Origin of the sequence: Clostridioides sp. ZZV14-6150 (genome assembly GCF_020657875.1) — a bacterium.
Lineage (GTDB): Bacteria > Bacillota > Clostridia > Peptostreptococcales > Peptostreptococcaceae > Clostridioides.
Genome location: NZ_JAGWDA010000008.1, coordinates 39,588 through 58,320, shown reverse-complemented (window position 1 = coordinate 58,320; position 18,733 = coordinate 39,588). Strand labels below are relative to the sequence as shown.

At 29.1% G+C, this 18,733-nt stretch carries 16 protein-coding genes and 2 pseudogenes; 15 read left to right on the top strand and 3 right to left on the bottom strand.

What is annotated here, in order from left to right:
* Nucleotide 1 precedes the first annotated feature (1 nt).
* From KGF41_RS10865 to KGF41_RS10825, 9 genes are all read left to right on the top strand, one after another.
* The gene (locus KGF41_RS10865; RefSeq protein WP_227856659.1) at nucleotides 2–562 is read left to right on the top strand and encodes a YeeE/YedE thiosulfate transporter family protein; all 561 of its coding nucleotides are present in this window, start codon (nucleotides 2–4) and stop codon (nucleotides 560–562) included.
* 19 nt (nucleotides 563–581) lie between these two features.
* Entirely contained in the window at nucleotides 582–1,262 is a 681-nt protein-coding gene (locus KGF41_RS10860) for a Crp/Fnr family transcriptional regulator (RefSeq protein ID WP_227829641.1), read from the top strand.
* A gap of 401 nt (nucleotides 1,263–1,663) precedes the next feature.
* Nucleotides 1,664–3,055, top strand: a complete 1,392-nt coding sequence (locus KGF41_RS10855; protein WP_227829640.1) for a [FeFe] hydrogenase, group A — start codon at nucleotides 1,664–1,666, stop codon at nucleotides 3,053–3,055.
* A gap of 106 nt (nucleotides 3,056–3,161) precedes the next feature.
* Nucleotides 3,162–3,698, top strand: a complete 537-nt coding sequence (gene rbr / locus KGF41_RS10850) for a rubrerythrin (RefSeq protein ID WP_227433364.1) — start codon at nucleotides 3,162–3,164, stop codon at nucleotides 3,696–3,698.
* Nucleotides 3,699–3,729: 31 nt separating this feature from the next.
* Nucleotides 3,730–4,119, top strand: a complete 390-nt coding sequence (locus KGF41_RS10845) for a Fur family transcriptional regulator (RefSeq protein ID WP_227829639.1) — start codon at nucleotides 3,730–3,732, stop codon at nucleotides 4,117–4,119.
* A 37-nt stretch (nucleotides 4,120–4,156) separates the two neighbouring features.
* Complete coding sequence (locus tag KGF41_RS10840) at nucleotides 4,157–4,543, top strand: desulfoferrodoxin family protein (RefSeq protein ID WP_227829638.1); 387 nt, start codon at nucleotides 4,157–4,159, stop codon at nucleotides 4,541–4,543.
* Between the two features lie 146 nt (nucleotides 4,544–4,689).
* A complete protein-coding gene (locus tag KGF41_RS10835) occupies nucleotides 4,690–6,141 on the top strand; it encodes a glutamate synthase-related protein (protein WP_227842805.1) in 1,452 nt (483 codons plus the stop codon).
* Nucleotides 6,142–6,317: 176 nt separating this feature from the next.
* Nucleotides 6,318–7,133: an MBL fold metallo-hydrolase gene (locus KGF41_RS10830; RefSeq protein WP_227829636.1), complete on the top strand. Its 816-nt coding sequence runs from the start codon at nucleotides 6,318–6,320 to the stop codon at nucleotides 7,131–7,133.
* A 766-nt stretch (nucleotides 7,134–7,899) separates the two neighbouring features.
* Nucleotides 7,900–9,090, top strand: coding sequence for a hypothetical protein (locus KGF41_RS10825; protein ID WP_227843016.1), 1,191 nt, complete (start codon nucleotides 7,900–7,902; stop codon nucleotides 9,088–9,090).
* 247 nt (nucleotides 9,091–9,337) lie between these two features.
* On the opposite strand, the pseudogene tnpA reads toward KGF41_RS10825, so the two are convergent.
* The 3 genes and pseudogenes from tnpA to KGF41_RS10810 form a co-directional block, all read right to left on the bottom strand.
* Nucleotides 9,338–9,738: pseudogene (tnpA, locus tag KGF41_RS10820) on the bottom strand (IS200/IS605 family transposase).
* Nucleotides 9,725–11,077: an RNA-guided endonuclease IscB gene (gene iscB / locus KGF41_RS10815; protein WP_227856658.1), complete on the bottom strand. Its 1,353-nt coding sequence runs from the start codon at nucleotides 11,075–11,077 to the stop codon at nucleotides 9,725–9,727. Before iscB ends, tnpA begins: the two are co-directional and overlap by 14 nt.
* 268 nt (nucleotides 11,078–11,345) lie before the next feature.
* Nucleotides 11,346–12,473 (bottom strand): DEAD/DEAH box helicase, encoded by a 1,128-nt coding sequence (locus tag KGF41_RS10810; RefSeq protein ID WP_227830128.1) that lies wholly within the window; start codon nucleotides 12,471–12,473, stop codon nucleotides 11,346–11,348.
* A gap of 445 nt (nucleotides 12,474–12,918) precedes the next feature.
* On the opposite strand from KGF41_RS10810, the gene nifV reads away from it, so the two are divergent.
* The 6 genes and pseudogenes from nifV to KGF41_RS10780 form a co-directional block, all read left to right on the top strand.
* Nucleotides 12,919–14,112 carry a homocitrate synthase gene (gene nifV, locus KGF41_RS10805; protein WP_227433357.1) on the top strand — a complete coding sequence of 398 codons (1,194 nt, stop codon included), beginning with the start codon at nucleotides 12,919–12,921 and terminating at the stop codon, nucleotides 14,110–14,112.
* Between the two features lie 24 nt (nucleotides 14,113–14,136).
* Complete coding sequence (locus tag KGF41_RS10800) at nucleotides 14,137–16,062, top strand: aconitate hydratase (RefSeq protein WP_227850778.1); 1,926 nt, start codon at nucleotides 14,137–14,139, stop codon at nucleotides 16,060–16,062.
* 20 nt (nucleotides 16,063–16,082) lie between these two features.
* A complete protein-coding gene (locus KGF41_RS10795) occupies nucleotides 16,083–17,075 on the top strand; it encodes an isocitrate/isopropylmalate dehydrogenase family protein (RefSeq protein WP_227482972.1) in 993 nt (330 codons plus the stop codon).
* Nucleotides 17,076–17,325: 250 nt separating this feature from the next.
* Complete coding sequence (locus KGF41_RS10790; protein ID WP_227830131.1) at nucleotides 17,326–17,775, top strand: MarR family winged helix-turn-helix transcriptional regulator; 450 nt, start codon at nucleotides 17,326–17,328, stop codon at nucleotides 17,773–17,775.
* A 33-nt stretch (nucleotides 17,776–17,808) separates the two neighbouring features.
* Entirely contained in the window at nucleotides 17,809–18,303 is a 495-nt protein-coding gene (locus KGF41_RS10785) for a GNAT family N-acetyltransferase (RefSeq protein ID WP_227843014.1), read from the top strand.
* A 144-nt stretch (nucleotides 18,304–18,447) separates the two neighbouring features.
* Nucleotides 18,448–18,654, top strand: a pseudogene (locus KGF41_RS10780) (NAD(P)H nitroreductase); the annotation flags it as partial.
* Between the last annotated feature and the right edge of the window lie 79 nt (nucleotides 18,655–18,733).

Genomic DNA, 18,733 nt, shown 5'->3' with positions numbered 1-18,733 from the left:
TATGAAAATATTACTTGCCATATTACTTGGAGCATTCTTCGGATACGCTTTATATAAAGTTGGAGCTATAAGCCCAAAAAAATTATTATCTATGTTAAGATTAGAAGATTTACATTTAGCTAAAGTTATATTATTTGCGATAGGTTTTTCAAGTGTACTCCTATATTTAGCAAACTTAATAGGAATATTTAACTTAGACCATTTAAGTATTAAAACTATGAACACTGGTGTTATACTTGGAGGGATTATATTTGGGTTAGGATTTGGAAGTGCTGGCACTTGTCCTGGTACTTGTGTTGGTGCAGCATCAGGAGATAACTTAAAAAAAGCAATTAGTACTATTTTAGGTGGACTTACTGGAGCATTTGCATTTTCGATGTCATATGCTTCTCTAAAATCAATTGGATTAATTTCAAGCTTAGATATGAGTAAATTAACCTTATTTAATTTATCACCAGAGTTTCCATCATTATTCAATTTAGGATTTACGGGATTACTTATAACTGGAGTCTTATTTATGGGTGGTTCTCTAATACTTCCAAATTCTATAATAAAAAAATAATTAATTAGGATGTGTTAATATGAGTCATATAAATATAGAATCGTATTTTAAAGATAAACTACCATTTTTCAATGATTTATCTGAAAGTGAAGTAAAAGATTTAATTTCAGCAAGTTATATTCAAAAATATAATAAAGGTGAACTAGTTCATTCTAAAAATTCAGCCTGTACTGGAATAGTAGTAGTTTTAAATGGTCAGCTTAGAAGTTTTATGACTTCAAATTCAGGTAAAGAAATTACTCTTTTTAAATTGTTTGAACGTGATATTTGTATGTTATCTTCTTCTTGTGTATATCAAGATCTTACTTATGATATCAATTTAGAAGCCGAAAAAGATTCTTCAGTTATTATAATTGATAGTAAATTTTTCAAAGAAATTTCTAGTAACAATCTTAGCATACAAAACTTCTTTCTTACTTTAACTCAAGATAAATTGTCTCAAATTATGTGGGTTCTTGAGCAAGTTGTATTTTTTAGCTTAGATAGTAGAGTAGCTAATTTTTTAATAGACCAATACTATTTAAATGATTCTATAAACATTAATATAACTCATGATACTATAGCTAACAATTTAGGCTCCGCCCGAGAAGCTATAAGTCGAATGCTTAAGAGGTTTGAAAATGATAAAATAGTAGAACTTTCAAGAGGAAGTATCAAAATAATTGATATAGAAAAATTAAAATTTTTATCAAGTCCGTAAAATCGAGTCTATAAAATAAAATGTGTATTCTTCTAAAAAATGGTGATAAGCAGGGTATTAATCCAATTATCAAAATAGGAGGTACACATTTTTATGTGTAATAAAACAGGAATATCAAAACATTTAATCCAAGATTATGGAAATGACATATCTGTAATAGAAAACTAATTTATTGGTATGTACTCAAAAGGTATGTCAACCTTGAGACAACTAATTTTAATGTTTAAGATTAAACTATATTTGGTTCTAGAAAATATTTTAAAATATTTAAAGAGAGAATAAACAAAAACCGAAATTGACAAAATATGGTATATAATCTAAAATAATAACAGTAATCGTTATTAATATTGAAAATTAAAGCGTAATTACTAGAAAGTCACAATTATAAGGAGAAAGATTAGATGAAACACTCATTTACTGAAATTAGAATTCCTATTGAAAAGGATAATCCTGCAATACTTAGGGATGAATCAAAATGTGTAAAATGTGGTCAGTGTAGAACTGTTTGTGAGAAAGAAATCGCTGTAGGGAAAATGTATGACTTAGATAAGACAGGAGATAATGCCATCTGTATCCATTGTGGGCAATGTGCAGTTGTATGTCCAGTTGAATCAATTACACAAGTGTATGATTATGAAAAAGTGAAAAGTTCTATTAATGATTCAGAAAAAATAGTTATATTCAGTACATCCCCATCTGTAAGAGTTGCACTTGGTGAAGAATTTGGTATGGAACCTGGTACATATGTTGAGGAAAAGATGGTTTCTGCTTTAAGAAAATTAGGGGCAGATTATGTATTTGATACTACATTTTCAGCTGATTTAACCATTATGGAAGAAGCATCTGAATTAATAGAGCGTATAACAAAGAATGATAAATCACTACCTCAATTTACAAGTTGCTGTCCAGCTTGGGTTAAGTTTGTAGAAACATTTTATCCAGAACTGATACCAAATTTATCTACTGCTAAAAGTCCAATAGGTATGCAAGGTCCAACGATAAAAACGTATTTTGCTAAAAAGAAAGGTCTTAATCCAAAACAAATTGTAAATGTAGCTGTAACTCCATGTACAGCTAAAAAATATGAAATATTAAGACCAGAAATGAATGATTCAGGAAAATACTATAAAGATGAATCCATACGTGATATGGACTATGTGATTACAACTAAAGAATTAGCAAAGTGGTTAAAAGAAGAAGAAATTTCATTTGAAAATCTAGAGCATTCATCATATGATGATTTACTAGGTAGAGGAAGTGGAGCAGGAATTATATTTGGCAATACTGGTGGAGTTATGGAAGCAGCTATAAGAACTGCCTATTATCTAATTACAGGAGAGCAACCTCCTCAAAATATACTAAATTTCACTCCTATTAGAGGAATTGATGGAATAAAGGAGGCAGAAGTTAAAGTAGCTGATAAAGTCATAAATGTAGCAGTAATACATGGTACTGCTAATGCTAAAAGTCTAATAGAGAGTATGAATGATAATAAACATAAATATGATTTTATAGAGGTCATGACATGTAGAGGTGGATGTATAAGTGGGGCAGGTCAGCCAAAAACATCTTTTGAAGTCACAGATATGATTAGGTTTAAGCGTATAGCTGGTCTGTATAATAAGGATAATACTATAAAAATAAAATCTAGCTATGAAAATCTAGATATAAAACAAGTTTATAAAGAATTTTATGGAAGTCCACTTTCTGATTTAGCAGAAAGTATGTTACATACAGCATATAATTCTAAAAATTATATGCTAAATAATATATTAGAAAATGAGAATATTTAAATAAAAAAAATAATATTATATATAGTTGACAAAAAGTGGAAATTAATATATTATATAAATATAGAAATAGTAATCATTACTATTATTAAAAAGGGAGGAATTAATTATGAACTTAAAAGGAACTAAAACAGAGAAGAATCTAATGGCAGGATTTGCAGGGGAATCAGAAGCAAGAAATAAATATACATACTATGCATCAAAAGCTAAAAAAGAAGGGTACAATCAAATAGCTGCTATATTTGAAGAAACTGCTAACAACGAAAAGGAACATGCTAAACTATGGTTTAAACTTTTACATGATGGAATGCCTTCAACAGAAGAAAATTTAAAAGATGCAGCAGCAGGTGAAAATTATGAGTGGACTGACATGTATGCAACATTTGCTAAAGAAGCTAGAGAAGAAGGATTTGACAAAATAGCTTATTTATTTGAAGCTGTTGGAAGAATAGAAAAAGAACATGAAGAAAGATACTTAAAACTTTTAGAAAACCTAAATGAAGGAAAAATCTTTAAAAGAGAAGAAGAAGTTGTTTGGCAATGTCAAAACTGTGGTCATGTGTATGTAGGTACTGAAGCACCAGAAAAATGCCCTGTATGTGACCATCCAAAGGCTTATTTCAATATAAAAGCTGAAAACTATTAAAAATTATTATAATTAAAAAGGAATGTTAACTATGAAATTTTCTAAACAAAGAGAACTGATTTTAAATGAAATATTAAATAATCCAGTTCATCCTACTGCTGATTGTTTGTATGAAAATCTAAAAAAAGATAATCCGAGTTTAAGCTTAGGGACTGTGTATAGAAATTTAGCTCAGCTAACAGAACATGGTTTTATAAAAAAAGTTAGTATTCCAGGAAATCCAGATAGATTTGATGGTAGAACAGAAAATCACTATCATATTATATGTGAAGTATGTGGAGAGGTGTACGATTTAGAATCTGAAATTCTTAGCAATTTAAAAGAATCAATATCAGAAGAAACAGACATAAAAATAACATCTTATAACATAAGTTTTAAAGGGATTTGTAATAATTGTAGAAAGTGTAGCCAAGTAGGTTAACTTTTCAAATTCTAAAAATAATTAATGAGGTGAGTTTATGTGTAGTGAAAAAAGATTTTTTATATGTGAGACTTGTGGTAATCTTATAGGGATGATACACAGTGCAGGTGTTCCTGTTTTCTGTTGTGGAAAGCCTATGAAAGAGCTTGTTCCTAATACAACAGATGCAGCAGTTGAAAAACATGTGCCTGTGATTGAAGTAGACGGAAATAATGTTACTGTTAAAGTAAGTAGTGTTGCTCATCCAATGACTAAAGAACATCATATAGCATGGGTGTATCTTATGACTGAACAAGGTGGTCAACGTAAATGTCTAGCAGTAGATGGAGAGCCTGTAGTTAAATTTGCTTTGAATGATGATGATAAAGTAGTATCTGCATATGCTTATTGTAATTTACATGGATTATGGAAAGCTGAATTGTAATATTTAAATAAACTGAATTAAAAAGGAGGCTAAAAAATAGAAATTTATTTCTATAAAAATAGCCTCCTATAAATTTATATAATTTCAAATCTTAATTTGTTTTTTTTATTTGTTTTGAGATTAATAGAGTATAAGGAGAAAATAATATGTCAATTTATAAATGTAGTGTTTGTGGATATATTTATGATGAATCTAAAAATGATAAAACATGGGATGAGTTAAGTGAAGACTGGACATGTCCTGTATGTACAAAAGGTCGTAGTTATTTTGGAAAAATAAGTACTGTGTATTTTGAAGGTGAAGAAAATAAAGAAAATAAAATAGAAGCATCTGTTCAAGAAAAATCTGATGTAAATAGTGAAAAAACAGGTGATTTAAATTATTTAAATACATATTTAAGAAGAGATGATGAAGTTGAGCAACATATGGATATAATTCATGAAATGGCTGTTACAGGAAAGTCTATAATAGAGCCTATGAAAACTAAACTACCAGTAATTTCTTGGGATGATATTTTAATTATGGGAGCTCAATTAAATCCATTACCTCTAAATGAACATGATGAAGTAAATACAACAACAATAATAGGAAAAAAAGCAAAAAAGCCTATGGTAATAGAAAATCCAGTTTATATTTCTCATATGTCATTTGGCGCTTTGTCTAAAGAATTAAAAATAGCTTTAGCAAAAGGTGCAGCTAAAAATAAAACAGCTATGTGTAGTGGTGAGGGTGGTATATTACCAGAAGAAATGGAAGCTTCATATAAGTATATTTTTGAATATGTCCCAAATAAGTATAGTGTAACTGAAGAAAATCTTAAAAATTCTGATGCTATAGAGATAAAAATTGGTCAGGGAACAAAACCTGGTATGGGAGGTCATCTTCCAGGTGAAAAAGTAACTGAAGAAATTGCCAAAGTTAGAAATAAGCCTGTAGGACAAGATGTTATAAGTCCATCTTGTTTTGAAGAAATACAATCAAAAGAAGACTTAAAGAAACTTGTAGATGAGCTTAGAGAGGTCTCAGAAGGACGTCCAATTGGTATTAAAATTTCAGCTGGGCACATTGAGAGAGATATGGAATTTATAGCTTATGCTAAACCTGACTTTATGACTATTGATGGACGTGGTGGAGCTACTGGAGCAAGTCCAAAGTTACTTAAGGATGCAACTTCAGTTCCAACAATATTTGCTCTTTATCGTGCTAGAAAATACATAGATACACATGGATTAGATATAGACTTAGTTATAACAGGTGGTCTTCGTATATCTACTGACTTTGCTAAGGCCATAGCTATGGGAGCTGATGCAATTGCAATTGCTAGTTCTGCTCTTATGGCAGCAGCATGTCAACAATATCGTATATGTGGTTCTGGTAAGTGTCCTGTAGGAGTAGCTACTCAAGATGAGGAATTAAGAAAAAGATTACATATGGAAAATAGTGCAAATAGAGTGGCAAATTTCTTAAATGTTAGTTTAGAAGAGCTTAAGACTTTTGCTAGAATTTCTGGTCATAAAGATATACATGATTTGAGCGTTGATGATTTATATACAGTTAACTCTGAGATATCAAATTATACGAATATACAACATGTATAAATTTTTAATTTAAAACTATCTAATAATACGAGTTTATAAAAGAAAATAGATTTAATAAAAAGAGAATTTTATATTATAGAATTCTCTTTTTTAATATGAAATTGAAGAGATTAAATTGTAAAATACATTGTAATATCGTACTATTAAACTAAACAACAATTTAAGGAGTGATTATTATGGAAAAGATGCAGATACAAGTTCTCGTTGATAATAATACATATATTGATAGGTACTTTGTTGGAGAACCAGCAGTTAGTTATTATATTGAGATTGATGGAAATAGAATTTTATTTGATGCAGGCTATTCAGAGGTATTTATATCAAATGCTGAAAAAATGGATATAGATTTAGGAGACTTGACTCATGTTATTTTTTCTCATGGACATAATGACCATACAAGGGGTATTCAATTTTTAGAAAATAAATATGATTTATCTAAAGTTAAGCTTATAGCACACCCTAATTGTTTTGAAACTAAAAAATGTGGAGATGATAATATAGGAGCACCATTTTCTATTGAGAAAGCTAGAAATACTTTTATGTATAAACCAAAGAGTAAACCTTTTAAGATAAGTGAAAATTGTATATTCTTAGGAGAGATTCCCTCTATAAATAAATTTGAAAAAAGAGCAAAAATAGGAAAATATAAATCAGAAAATTTATGGGATGATGATTATGTTTTAGATGATTCGGCTATAGCATGTAAGACTGATAAAGGTATTTTTATTGTTACAGGATGTTCTCATAGTGGAATTTGTAATATAGTGGAATATGCCAAAAAAGTATGTGGTGATGATAGAATTGTTGGAATCTTGGGTGGTTTTCATCTTTTTGAATTAGATGATAGACTAAGTAGTACTATTCAATATTTGAAAAAAGAAGAAATAAACATGTTGTATCCTTGTCACTGTGTTTCTTTTAAGGTAAAGGCTAAGATGAATGAAATGTTAAATGTAAATGAAGTTGGAGTAGGATTAACTATAAGTATATAGGACTTGAATTAAGTTATATAGTTTTAGAAAAGCCAATAATGAGTTTGAAAAAAATAAGTTTGTTTCAAAAAAATTAAGGGAATTAACAACAACTACATAGGTATAAATTAAAAGCAAAAGGGGCTGTCTCAAAATAGAGATAAGCCTCTTTTTCATTGTTGAAATGATGAAAATATATCTGATTTCATACAAAAAGAGTGCCTCATGAACTAAAAAGTTCATTTTGAGACACCCCCCTTTTTATATTATGTATTTATTTTAAGATAAAAGGAGATGTATAGTATTAATTAAAAAAAAAGATGTTTTTAATTATTTAATATTTTCATTAGTAGATAATTTTATTATGTATTAATAATGATGATATAAAGAGAAGTAAATTAAATTAGTTTATCTAAATACAATATTATTTTAAATATAAATTTATTTTTATATATAAGTCTTAACGATTTCAATAAGAATGCAAATATAGTAATAAATGATTATAACTATTATAGGTATGTTAAGCATTATCTAATTACATAAGTTCGTTTGTAAAAAATTTAACGTTATAAAAACAGTTTCATATAAAAAAATATAATATAAAAATATTATTAATTCATAATAATAAAATAAACGCATGAAATTTACCTGATTAGAAATAAAAAAATTAAAATTGTAAATTTTTAGAAAAATTACTGTTGAATTAACTTGACAAAAATGTTATTATTTTGTCAAATGTATGTTAAATTATAAATTTTTTACTATTATTTCTAGAGAGGATGATTTTATGCAAAAAAATGTAAAAAAAGCAAAAGCAACAGGCTCTATTCTAGCTATATTTGGAGTTGCAAGTGTTCTTTTTAGTTCGCATGCAGGTGGAGGATTTGCTACAGGAAATCAAGAAACTCAGTATTATGTGCAATATGGATGGATTGCACCACTCATGGCAATTTTAGCAATGATTATACTTACTGCTACTATGAGAGAAGTTATTATAATGTATAATAATAATAATTGTAAGAATTATAAGGATTTATTTTGTGAACTTTGGAGTCCATATCCAAAACTTGAAATAATATGGGAGATATATTATTATCTAATGGTTTTAATAGCTGTAAGCGCTGTTATAGCAGGTGCAGCAGCAGTTTTTCAGAGTATAGGAATTAATTATTTTATAGCCGTCTTTATTATCGGAATTGTACTTCTTATTTTTACTATATTTGGAGCTATGCTTGTATCTAAAGCAGCAACAGCAATGACCATAGCTATATTAGTATGTACTCTTACTATTTTTATAGTGGGTATAAAAGCTAAGGTACCAGAAATATCTGAAATATTCTCAAACAGAACAAGCTTCACACCTGGATACTTTAAGCCAATACTTAATACTTTTATTTATGCAGGATTCCAATCAGTTGTTATACCTACACTTGCAAGTTGTTCAAGACCACTTCTTAAAAATTCTAAAGAAGCTACTAAAGCAATGATAATTTCATTTGCTATGAATGCAGTTGCGTTGGGGCTTGCTGTAACTATGCTAATGGGATGGTATAGAGAATTTACTGCTGCTGGACAAACAACGCTTCCTACTCTTTATGTTGCAGGTCAATCTGGAAATAACACTATATACATAATTTATAATGTAGCACTATTCCTTTGTTTGATGTCTACAGGAGTAACTACAATATTTGGTCTTGTAAATAGATTTGAAGACCATAAAGCACTTTCTTTCCTTTCTTCAAAAATGAAAAGAAGAGTATTTACAGCATGTGCAATAATGGTAGTATCAATGCTTATATCTCTTACAGGGTTAAGTAACATAGTTAAGTATGGATATGGATATTGTGGTTATCTTGGTCTATTCACTATAGTTATACCTTTTCTAACATTGGGTCATTATAAGAATAAGAAATTTGCAAAAGAACATCCAGAGGCTAAATGGCCAGCAGATTTAGATGAGAATGTTGAGAATTTATAGTATAAATTAGTAGCTTAAGTATAAAAAGATGGTCTATAAAAGATTCATTAATGATGACTTAAGTGCAAAATTAATATAAGATTAATATCAGAAAAAATTTAAAATGATATTAACAATATTATTAAAATGAAACAATATAAAAATGTATGTGAATTTATCTAAGATAAGTACACATACGTTTTTATTTATTCAATTTTTATAAATTAAGGCGTAAAACCACTATACCTTTAGGTTAGTGGATGTAAGCCTATCCCTGACTTTGTATATATCTTTCAATAGTTTCTTTAGAAACATTTCCTATACTACAAGCAAAGTATCCATCTGACCAAAAAGTTTTTTCCTTCCAGAAATATTTGTTAAGATATAATTGGTTATTGTTAATTCTCCAAATCCTATAAGTTGAAATTTGCTTAAACCATCTTACTATCTCTAATATAGAAATTGTTGGTCTATATTTAACTAATAGATGCACATGATTTTTATCAACTTCCATTTCACTATGATTAAATCTTTTTCTTTTGCTATATTACTAAGAATATGTTTAATTTCATCACCAAATTTAATTAACAAGTTTTTTCTGTATTTACATACAAATATCAGATGTACCAATAACAAACACTTAGAATGATTTCTACTAACATAATCCACAACTCCAATTCAATCCCTTCTTAAATATATATGGTTTAATTAGTTTTACATTTGGCACTTTTTTGATTTCTTTTAAAGCTATATATTGCCCCTCATTTTGACTGCCTTTAACTGTATAAACTTTTCCATCATATTTAATCAAGTCATTTGGCTGATACAATGATTTTTGCTTCCTTATTCTTCTTTGACCTTTAGATATTTTCTGACCTCTGAACACTCTAAGATTTTCAGAATTTAAATTCTTGTTTCTAGTTCTTCTTCCACAATTAAGTTCACTTGCAGAAACTTTCTCACCAGTTCTATTATCTATATATTTAGCATCATAGAATTTTTCAAGACTTCTATTGTTTAATCTTGATTGTTCAACTTTAAATACTTCTAAATTTCTAACTTGATTAACACCTTTAGCTATAGCAAAAGCATCATTAAAATGACTTTTTTCTATACCATGTTCAATTCTATGATTTTTAGTCAAATAACCATAAGTTGCTTTAATGTTAGTATATTTTTCTTTCAACTGTTCCAATAAGTACCATCTTATCATTGACATAAATGTAGCATCTTTAAAATCTTTAACCTTTTTACCATTTTCACACCAATCATACAGAAATTTACCCTTTTTATGATTAGGAGATGTATGACACTTATTACACAAAGTTATTAAATTACTAGGAGCATCAGAACCACTATCACTCTTGTACTTAATATGATGAATTTCTAATATCTGTTCTTTATTCTTATTCTTACAATTAGGATTTTGACATTTATGTCCATCTCTATGAAGTACATATTCCCTTACATTCCAAAAACCAATTTGTTCTCCCTGCTGATACTTTACTCCATATATATCAGGATTCTTGATTTTTTGCATATCAAAGTTGGCAACCTCTATTACTATATTTTTAATAGGCAGTATTGAATTAAGATAATCTATAAATTTAACATGAGTATCTAACTTATGTTGTAAACTTGGTGCTAACCATCCATTTTCTATTTTTCTATTGTTCCATCTAGGTTTTCTATATCTTAATCTTTGTCTTCTAATTCTTCTATATTGACTTTTTTCTAATAATCTATCTTTCATACCTTGAAGCAACTTTACTTCTCCAACTATCAATTCTTTACTATCTGTTATAGCTGAAAATCCTATATTTAAATATCCGCTATCTATCCCTAATGTTACAGATTGAATATATTCAGTATCCGTTTTATACAGTAATTGTATAGTAAATGGATTAACTCTTTTAACAGTAGCTTTCTTTTGTTTTAATAATTTTCTAGCTTTTGCATTATTAGTAGGCATTAACGGTTTTCCTTCAAAGCTAATTACATACACCATAATATTAATCCTTTCAGATAATTTAACCTCACCTTACGGTGGTAAGCTCTCTTCGCCAATGTTATGAAAGGTTTTAAATATACCACACTTCGCCTGCCATCAGTGATGTTTAATGATACACCGTAGAGTTTAGGACTAGAGAAGTATCCTAAAGTACCTATATATTCTTACATAACGTAGTTAAAACTTAGGCTATTCAACTAACTTGTAATCTCCTACAAGCCACTACCCTTTAGGGTAGTTGACAATTTGATAGTTAGCCTATATATTATAATTTTACAATTCTTCTATTAATTTTAGATTCTATAGCTGTTTCAATTTCACTTAATATTCTCTCGTTTTTAGGGTCAATAAAAGCACAAGTATAACCCTGTTCTCCAGCTCTACCAGTTCTACCAATACGGTGAATATAGTCTTCAGGCGTTTCTGGTAAATCGTAATTATATATGTGACTTACTCCTGATATATCAAGACCTCGAGAAGCTACGTCTGTAGCTATTAAATATTGTATTTCTAAATTTCTAAATGATTTCATTATTCTTTCTCGCTTTGATTGGGCGATATCACTATGCAACTTTTGACAATTATATCCTCGTATAGCAAGAGCCTCTTCAAGGTTGTCAACTCTTCTTTTAGTTCTACAGAATATTATAGCCATAAAAGGATTGTCTTCGTTTAAAACACTGCATAAAGCATCTAATTTCTTTCTATCTGTAGTTTCTACTACTTCTTGTTTTATATTAGTAAGAGTAATTTCTTCTTTTTCAATAGAAACAACAACAGGATTTTTTGTATATCTATAAGCTAATTTTTTAACTTGAGAATCCATAGTTGCAGAAAAGCATAATGTCTGTTTTTTATTTGAAGTTTCTTTTAAAATAGCTTCAACCTCATTTTTAAATCCCATAAGCAACATTTGGTCTGCTTCATCTAAAACAAAAGTTTTTAATTTGCTAAGGTCAATTGTTTTTCTATTTAAGTGGTCTAGAAGTCTACCTGGTGTTGCTATAATCATATGAATATTTCCTTTTAGTTTTTTTATCTGAGAACCAATGTCTTTTCCACCATAAGCTGCTAGAATATTTATATCCTTAGATTCTTTAAGTTTTATAGCTTCTTCTGTTATTTGAATAGCAAGTTCTCTAGTTGGAGACAGTATAAGTACTTGTATATCATCTATATCCAATGATATATTCTCAAATATCGGAAGCAAGAAAGCAAGTGTTTTACCTGTCCCAGTCTGAGCTTCTGCTATGACATCTTTTCCTGATTTTATTAAAGGAATACTTTCTTTTTGTATAGGTGTAGGTGTTGTTATTCCTGATGTTTTTATAATATTTATAGTATCTTCGCTAATTCCTAAGCTCTTAAAATCCATTATTATCTTACCTTTCATGAAAAATTTTCTATTTTATTAATCAATTAATAATATCATATTTGTAAGTATTTTTAGTAATTTTTTCGATTATTATTTATATAGTTTAAAAATATAGTGTATAACTCTTAAAATATAGTGTAGATTAAATTAAATTTTAGCTAGAATTTTAGAGGTTTAATTTAAAAGGTTTTTTGAAAATAAATCTATTTATAAATTAAATTAAAATGCAAGAAAAACATAATAACTTTCATTTTTAAGAAGTTTTCACAAAAAGGAAAAAATATAGTGCAATAATTAATATAAAGTAATATAATAGATTACAAGATATGAAAAGCTAAAAAAATAAATTGCAAATGAAATTAAAATGAATAAAAAATAAAAAAATAATCAAAAGTTAGAGACATCACTGAAAAATAAGACCTAATATTATTAAAACTAAATGTATACTAAGGGGGGCATTAATATGTGCATTATATCAAAAGATAGAGCAAAGGAAATCAAAATAGTAGATACTACTTTAAGAGATGGGGAACAAACAGCTGGGGTTGTATTTGCGAATAGAGAAAAAATAATGATTGCTGAAATGTTAAGTGATTTAGGTGTCGACCAAATTGAAGTTGGTATACCTACTATGGGTGGAGACGAAAAAAATGTAATAAAGCACATATGCAATAGAAATTTAAAAGCAGATATAATGGCTTGGAATAGAGCAGTGATAAAAGATGTTGAAGAATCTATTTCTTGTGGTGTTGATGCAGTAGCCATATCAATATCAGTATCTGATATTCATATAGAAAATAAACTTAGAACTTCTAGAGGTTGGGTTTTAGAGAATATGGCTAAGACAGTTGAATTTGCAAAGAAAAATGGATTATATGTTTCAGTAAATGGAGAAGATGCTTCAAGAGCGGATATCGACTTCTTAACTGAATTTATAAATGTTGGAAAGCAAGCAGGAGCAGATAGATTTAGATATTGTGATACTGTAGGAGTTATGAATCCTTTTTCTATAAAAAATGCAATAGAAACTCTTTATGAAAGAACTAATTTTGACATAGAAATGCATACACATAATGATTTTGGTATGGCAACAGCAAATGCACTTGCAGGATTAGCAGCAGGAGCAAACTATGTTGGAGTTACAGTTAATGGCTTAGGTGAGAGAGCTGGAAATGCAGCGTTAGAAGAAGTTTTAATGGCACTTAAATGCATCTATAAATGTGATTTAAATAACGTAGATACTAGAAAGTTTAGAGGGATATGTGAGTATGTGTCACAAGCATCAGGAAGAATACTTCCTACATGGAAACCAGTAGTTGGAGATAATATGTTTATACATGAATCAGGTATACATGCAGATGGAGCTTTAAAAGACCCACATAACTATGAGCCATTTGACCCAAGTGAAGTAAATCTTGAAAGAAAGATAGTAATAGGAAAGCATTCAGGAAGAGCAGCAGTAATAAATAAATTGAGTGAATATGAAATGTATATTTCTCCAGAAAACGCTACCAAATTATTAAATGCCATAAGAGCTACATCTATAAGATTGAAAAGAAGTTTGATGGATAAAGAGATTCTTCAATTATATTGTGATATACTAGCACATGAAAAAGGTACAACAGAAGAAGAAGCAGTTAGAGGTTCATATATTTAAGATATAATTGTTTAGGAGGAAAGTATGGGAGATAATATAGTTTATAAAATAATCAAAAAACATATAGTGGATGGAGAGGCTGTTGCTGGCAATTCAATTGGGATAAAAATAGACCAGACTTTAACACAAGATTCCACTGGAACAATGACATATCTTCAATTAGAAGCTATGGGCATAGATAAAGTAAAAACAAAAAGAAGCGTTGCATTTGTAGACCATAATATGTTACAACAAGGATTTGAAAATGCAGATGACCATAAATATATACAAACAGTAGCTGATAAATATGGTGTTTATTTTTCTAAACCAGGAAATGGTATCTGCCATCAAGTGTTTTTAGAAAGATTTTCAACACCAGGAGATACACTTTTGGGTTCTGATAGCCACACACCTACTGCTGGTGGTGTTGGTATGATGGCTATTGGTGCTGGGGGATTGGATGTTGCTCTAGCTATGGCAGGAGGAGCATACTATATAAAAGCACCAAAAGTCTGTAAGGTAAACTTAGTTGGAAAATTAAATAATATGGTATCTTCAAAAGATATAATATTAGAAGTGTTGAGAAAACAAACTGTAAAAGGTGGCGTAGGTAAAGTCTATGAATATGGAGGAGAAGGTGTCAAAAATCTATCTGTTCCACAAAGAGCCACAATAACAAATATGGGAGCTGAACTTGGAGCAACTACTTCAATATTCCCAAGTGATGAAAAAACACTAGAGTTTTTTAAGAGTCAAGGAAGAGAAGATGTTTGGATGGAGCTAAAATCTGATTCAGATGCAATTTATGATGAAGAGATTACTATAAACTTAGATGAATTAAAACCATTAGCTGCAAAGCCTCATAGTCCAGACAATGTAGATGAAGTCGAAAATATAGGAAAGATTAAAATAGACCAAGTTGCGATAGGAAGCTGTACAAATTCTTCTTATGAAGACTTAATGAAAGTAGCCCAAATTTTAAAAGGCAACAAAGTTCATAAGAATGTAAGTTTGGTAATAGCACCAGGCTCAAGACAGGTTATGGAAATGATAGCTAGAAATGGAGCTTTAGGAGATATAATAAGTGCTGGAGCTAGAATATTAGAAAATTCTTGTGGGCCATGTATAGGTATGGGTCAATCTCCAGGAACTGATTCTGTATCTTTAAGAACTTTCAATAGAAACTTCTATGGAAGAAGTGGAACTCTATCAGCACAAGTATATTTAGTGAGCCCAGAAGTAGCAGCAGTAAGTGCTATAAAAGGAGAACTTACAGACCCAAGAGAATTTGATGTTAAATTTGAAAACTTAGATGTAAATGAATTTTTAATAGATGATAGTATGATAATAAAGCCTTCTGATGTAGGAAGCGATGTAGAAGTAGTTAGAGGTCCTAATATAAAGCCTTTCCCTCTTAATACAGAACTAAGTGAGTCTATAAGTGGAAAAGTAATATTGAAGACAGAAGATAATATAACTACTGACCATATAATGCCATCAAATGCTAAGTTACTTCCTTTTAGAAGTAACATACCATATCTTGCAAATTATTGTTTTAATACTGTAGATACAGAGTTTCCTCAAAGAGCAAAAGATAATGATGGTGGATTTATAATTGGTGGAGACAACTATGGACAAGGTTCAAGTAGAGAACATGCTGCCTTAGCACCATTATATCTTGGTGTTAAAGGAGTAATAGTAAAAAGTTTTGCAAGAATACACAAAGCCAATTTAATAAACAGTGGTATAATTCCAATGGAGTTTTGTGATGAAAAAGATTATGAAAATTTATCTCTTTTAGATAGTCTGGAAATACCAAATATTTTAGATAATTTAGATAGTGGTGTTTTAGAGGTTAAGAATTTAAGCAAAGGAACTTCTTTCAAAGTTAAAGTAGAATTATCATCAAAAGAAGTTGATGTATTAAAAGCAGGTGGAAAATTAAATTACACTAAGAATCAAGCTAATTAATATGAAAAGAGGGAATATTAATGTATAAAGTGACACTTATACCAGGAGATGGAATAGGACCAGAAGTTGCGAAAGCTATGAAAAAGGTTGTAGAAGCTACTGGGGTAGAGATAGAATGGGAAGAAGTTAATGCAGGAGAAGCAGTTATTGAAGAATATGGAACTCCACTTCCTCAATATATTATAGATAGTATAAAAAAGAACAAAATAGCTATAAAAGGTCCAATCACTACTCCTGTAGGGAAAGGATTTAGAAGTGTAAATGTAACTTTAAGACAAGCATTAGATTTATATGTTAACTTAAGACCAATTAAGAGTTTTAAAGGTATAAAGTCAAGATATGAAGATGTTGATTTAGTGGTAGTAAGAGAAAATACAGAAGACTTATATGCTGGTATAGAACATAAGATAGGTGATTATGCAGCTGAAAGTATAAAGATAATAACAAGAGGTGCAAGTGAGAGAATTGTTGACTTTGCATGTAACTATGTTAAAGATAACAAGAGAAAAAAAGTTACAGCTATACATAAAGCAAACATAATGAAAATGTCTGATGGCTTGTTTTTAGATGTATTTAGAGAAGTAGCATCAAAACATGGTGTCGAGTATGATGATTTAATTGTAGATGCAGCAGCTATGAACTTAGTTTTAAATCCAGAAAACTACGATGTAATGGTAATGCCAAATCTTTATGGAGACATACTATCTGATTTGGGAGCTGGTCTTGTTGGAGGCTTAGGTATAATTCCAAGTGCAAATATTGGTAAAGATTGTGCTATATTTGAAGCTGTTCATGGAAGTGCTCCACAAATAGCTGGGCAAAATAAAGCTAATCCAACAGCTCTTATTCAATCGTCAGTAATGATGCTTAGATACCTAGGGGAATATGAAAATGCACAAAAGATAGAAACAGCTTTAGAAAAAGTATTTCTTGATGGAAGTAAATTAACTGTAGATTTAGGTGGTTCAGCTTCAACTACTGAATTTGCAGATGAGGTATGTAAATATATTTAGTTGTTATTTATAGTAATAATATGATGTAAGCCTAAAAAGAGCTGTTAATTGTATATGGGACAATTAACAGCTCTTTTTTTAGCTCTGTAATTATATATTTATAAGCATCCATTCAAAAATATGAATAAAAATAAATGTAAAAAAGTTATTTTTTTAGTTGAATATTCAACCAATATATGGTAATATACAAATATAGTTGAAAATTCAACTAAATATATTTTAAACTTAGAGGTATTGATTGGAGGTGTATTTGATTAAAACTTTAGACAGTAATATATTAAGAGAAGTTGGTACTTTATCTAGAGCAGTAAATTCAATAAATGATATGAAGTACAAAGAATTAAAGTTACAAAAAGGGCAATTTACTTTTTTAACACGAATTTGTGAAAATCCTGGTATAAACCTTGTAGAATTATCAAATGTGTTAAAAGTAGATAAGGCTACTACAACCAAAGCTATACAGAAGTTAATAAAAGCAGGATATGTGGATAAAAAGCAAGATGAGTTTGATAAAAGAGGATACAATTTAACTCCAACTAATAAATCTTTAGAAGTATATGAGTTAATAATTGAAGAAGAAAATAGAAGTATAGAAATCTGTTTTAATAATCTTACAGATGAAGAGAAGCAAACAGCAAACAATATACTAGAGAAAATGAGAAAAAATATAGAAGAAGAATGGTTTAAAGTAAAAAGGTAGTAAATTAATATATGAATATAAGGAGATATTTTTATGATTAGAAAAGCAAATATAAATGATTTAGATAGTATCATGGGAATTATAAAATCAACAGTAGAGGAAATGAAAGGCTATAATAATACACAATGGGATGAAAACTATCCATCAGATAAAGACTTTGTTTCTGATATTGAGAAACAAGATTTATATGTAGAAGAAGTAGATGGAAAGATAGCAGGATTTATATGTATTAATTATGATGAACCTAAAGAATACATAGATTTAAATTGGTCGTCTAATGAGAAGGCTATGGTAGTACATAGAATGGCAGTAAATCCAAGTTTTAGAAAGATGGGAATTGCATCTAAACTAGTTGATTTTGCTGAAGAATTAGCTAAAGAAAACGATGTATCATATTTAAAGAGTGATACATATTCAATAAACTCAAAGATGAATTCATTGCTTATAAAATGTGGATTTATCAAAATTGGTGAAATGAGTTTCCTAGGAAAAGAGAAATCTTTCTATTGTTATGATAAAATATTATAAAAAGTATTTATCATACAAAGGCTAGAGAATACATTTTCAGTATTAGTAGGGGCATGATGTAAGCCAGATGTATGCTATTATGAAAGGGTTGATTTAGATGATTGAATTTCTAAAAAAAAGAAGAAGTAACTTCAATCTCATGAGCTTGGATTAGGTTCTTGCTGGATACAAGTAAGAAATAGGATGCATGATGATAGTATAGATGCTGATAAATATATTAGAGATGAACTGAACATACCTGATAAGTACAGTGTAGAATGTATAATTTCTATAGGCTACCCTGATGAAGAAAAAAAATCATACTGTGACTCTGATTTGGACTATGAAAAAGTTCATTTTAATAAATTTTAATGTATAATATATTATATTAAGACAGTATGTTTTTTTGATATTGTTAATATATATTTAAAATTGTAAAAATATATCTGAA

Bases quoted from the DNA above. Each gene is read 5' to 3' on its own strand.
- KGF41_RS10865 (WP_227856659.1), top strand. From the start codon at position 2: ATGAAAATATTACTTGCCATATTACTTGGAGCATTCTTCGGATACGCT.
- KGF41_RS10860 (WP_227829641.1), top strand. From the start codon at position 582: ATGAGTCATATAAATATAGAATCGTATTTTAAAGATAAACTACCATTT.
- KGF41_RS10855 (WP_227829640.1), top strand. From the start codon at position 1,664: ATGAAACACTCATTTACTGAAATTAGAATTCCTATTGAAAAGGATAAT.
- rbr (WP_227433364.1), top strand. From the start codon at position 3,162: ATGAACTTAAAAGGAACTAAAACAGAGAAGAATCTAATGGCAGGATTT.
- KGF41_RS10845 (WP_227829639.1), top strand. From the start codon at position 3,730: ATGAAATTTTCTAAACAAAGAGAACTGATTTTAAATGAAATATTAAAT.
- KGF41_RS10840 (WP_227829638.1), top strand. From the start codon at position 4,157: ATGTGTAGTGAAAAAAGATTTTTTATATGTGAGACTTGTGGTAATCTT.
- KGF41_RS10835 (WP_227842805.1), top strand. From the start codon at position 4,690: ATGTCAATTTATAAATGTAGTGTTTGTGGATATATTTATGATGAATCT.
- KGF41_RS10830 (WP_227829636.1), top strand. From the start codon at position 6,318: ATGGAAAAGATGCAGATACAAGTTCTCGTTGATAATAATACATATATT.
- KGF41_RS10825 (WP_227843016.1), top strand. From the start codon at position 7,900: ATGCAAAAAAATGTAAAAAAAGCAAAAGCAACAGGCTCTATTCTAGCT.
- iscB (WP_227856658.1), bottom strand. From the start codon at position 11,077: ATGGTGTATGTAATTAGCTTTGAAGGAAAACCGTTAATGCCTACTAAT.
- KGF41_RS10810 (WP_227830128.1), bottom strand. From the start codon at position 12,473: ATGAAAGGTAAGATAATAATGGATTTTAAGAGCTTAGGAATTAGCGAA.
- nifV (WP_227433357.1), top strand. From the start codon at position 12,919: ATGTGCATTATATCAAAAGATAGAGCAAAGGAAATCAAAATAGTAGAT.
- KGF41_RS10800 (WP_227850778.1), top strand. From the start codon at position 14,137: ATGGGAGATAATATAGTTTATAAAATAATCAAAAAACATATAGTGGAT.
- KGF41_RS10795 (WP_227482972.1), top strand. From the start codon at position 16,083: ATGTATAAAGTGACACTTATACCAGGAGATGGAATAGGACCAGAAGTT.
- KGF41_RS10785 (WP_227843014.1), top strand. From the start codon at position 17,809: ATGATTAGAAAAGCAAATATAAATGATTTAGATAGTATCATGGGAATT.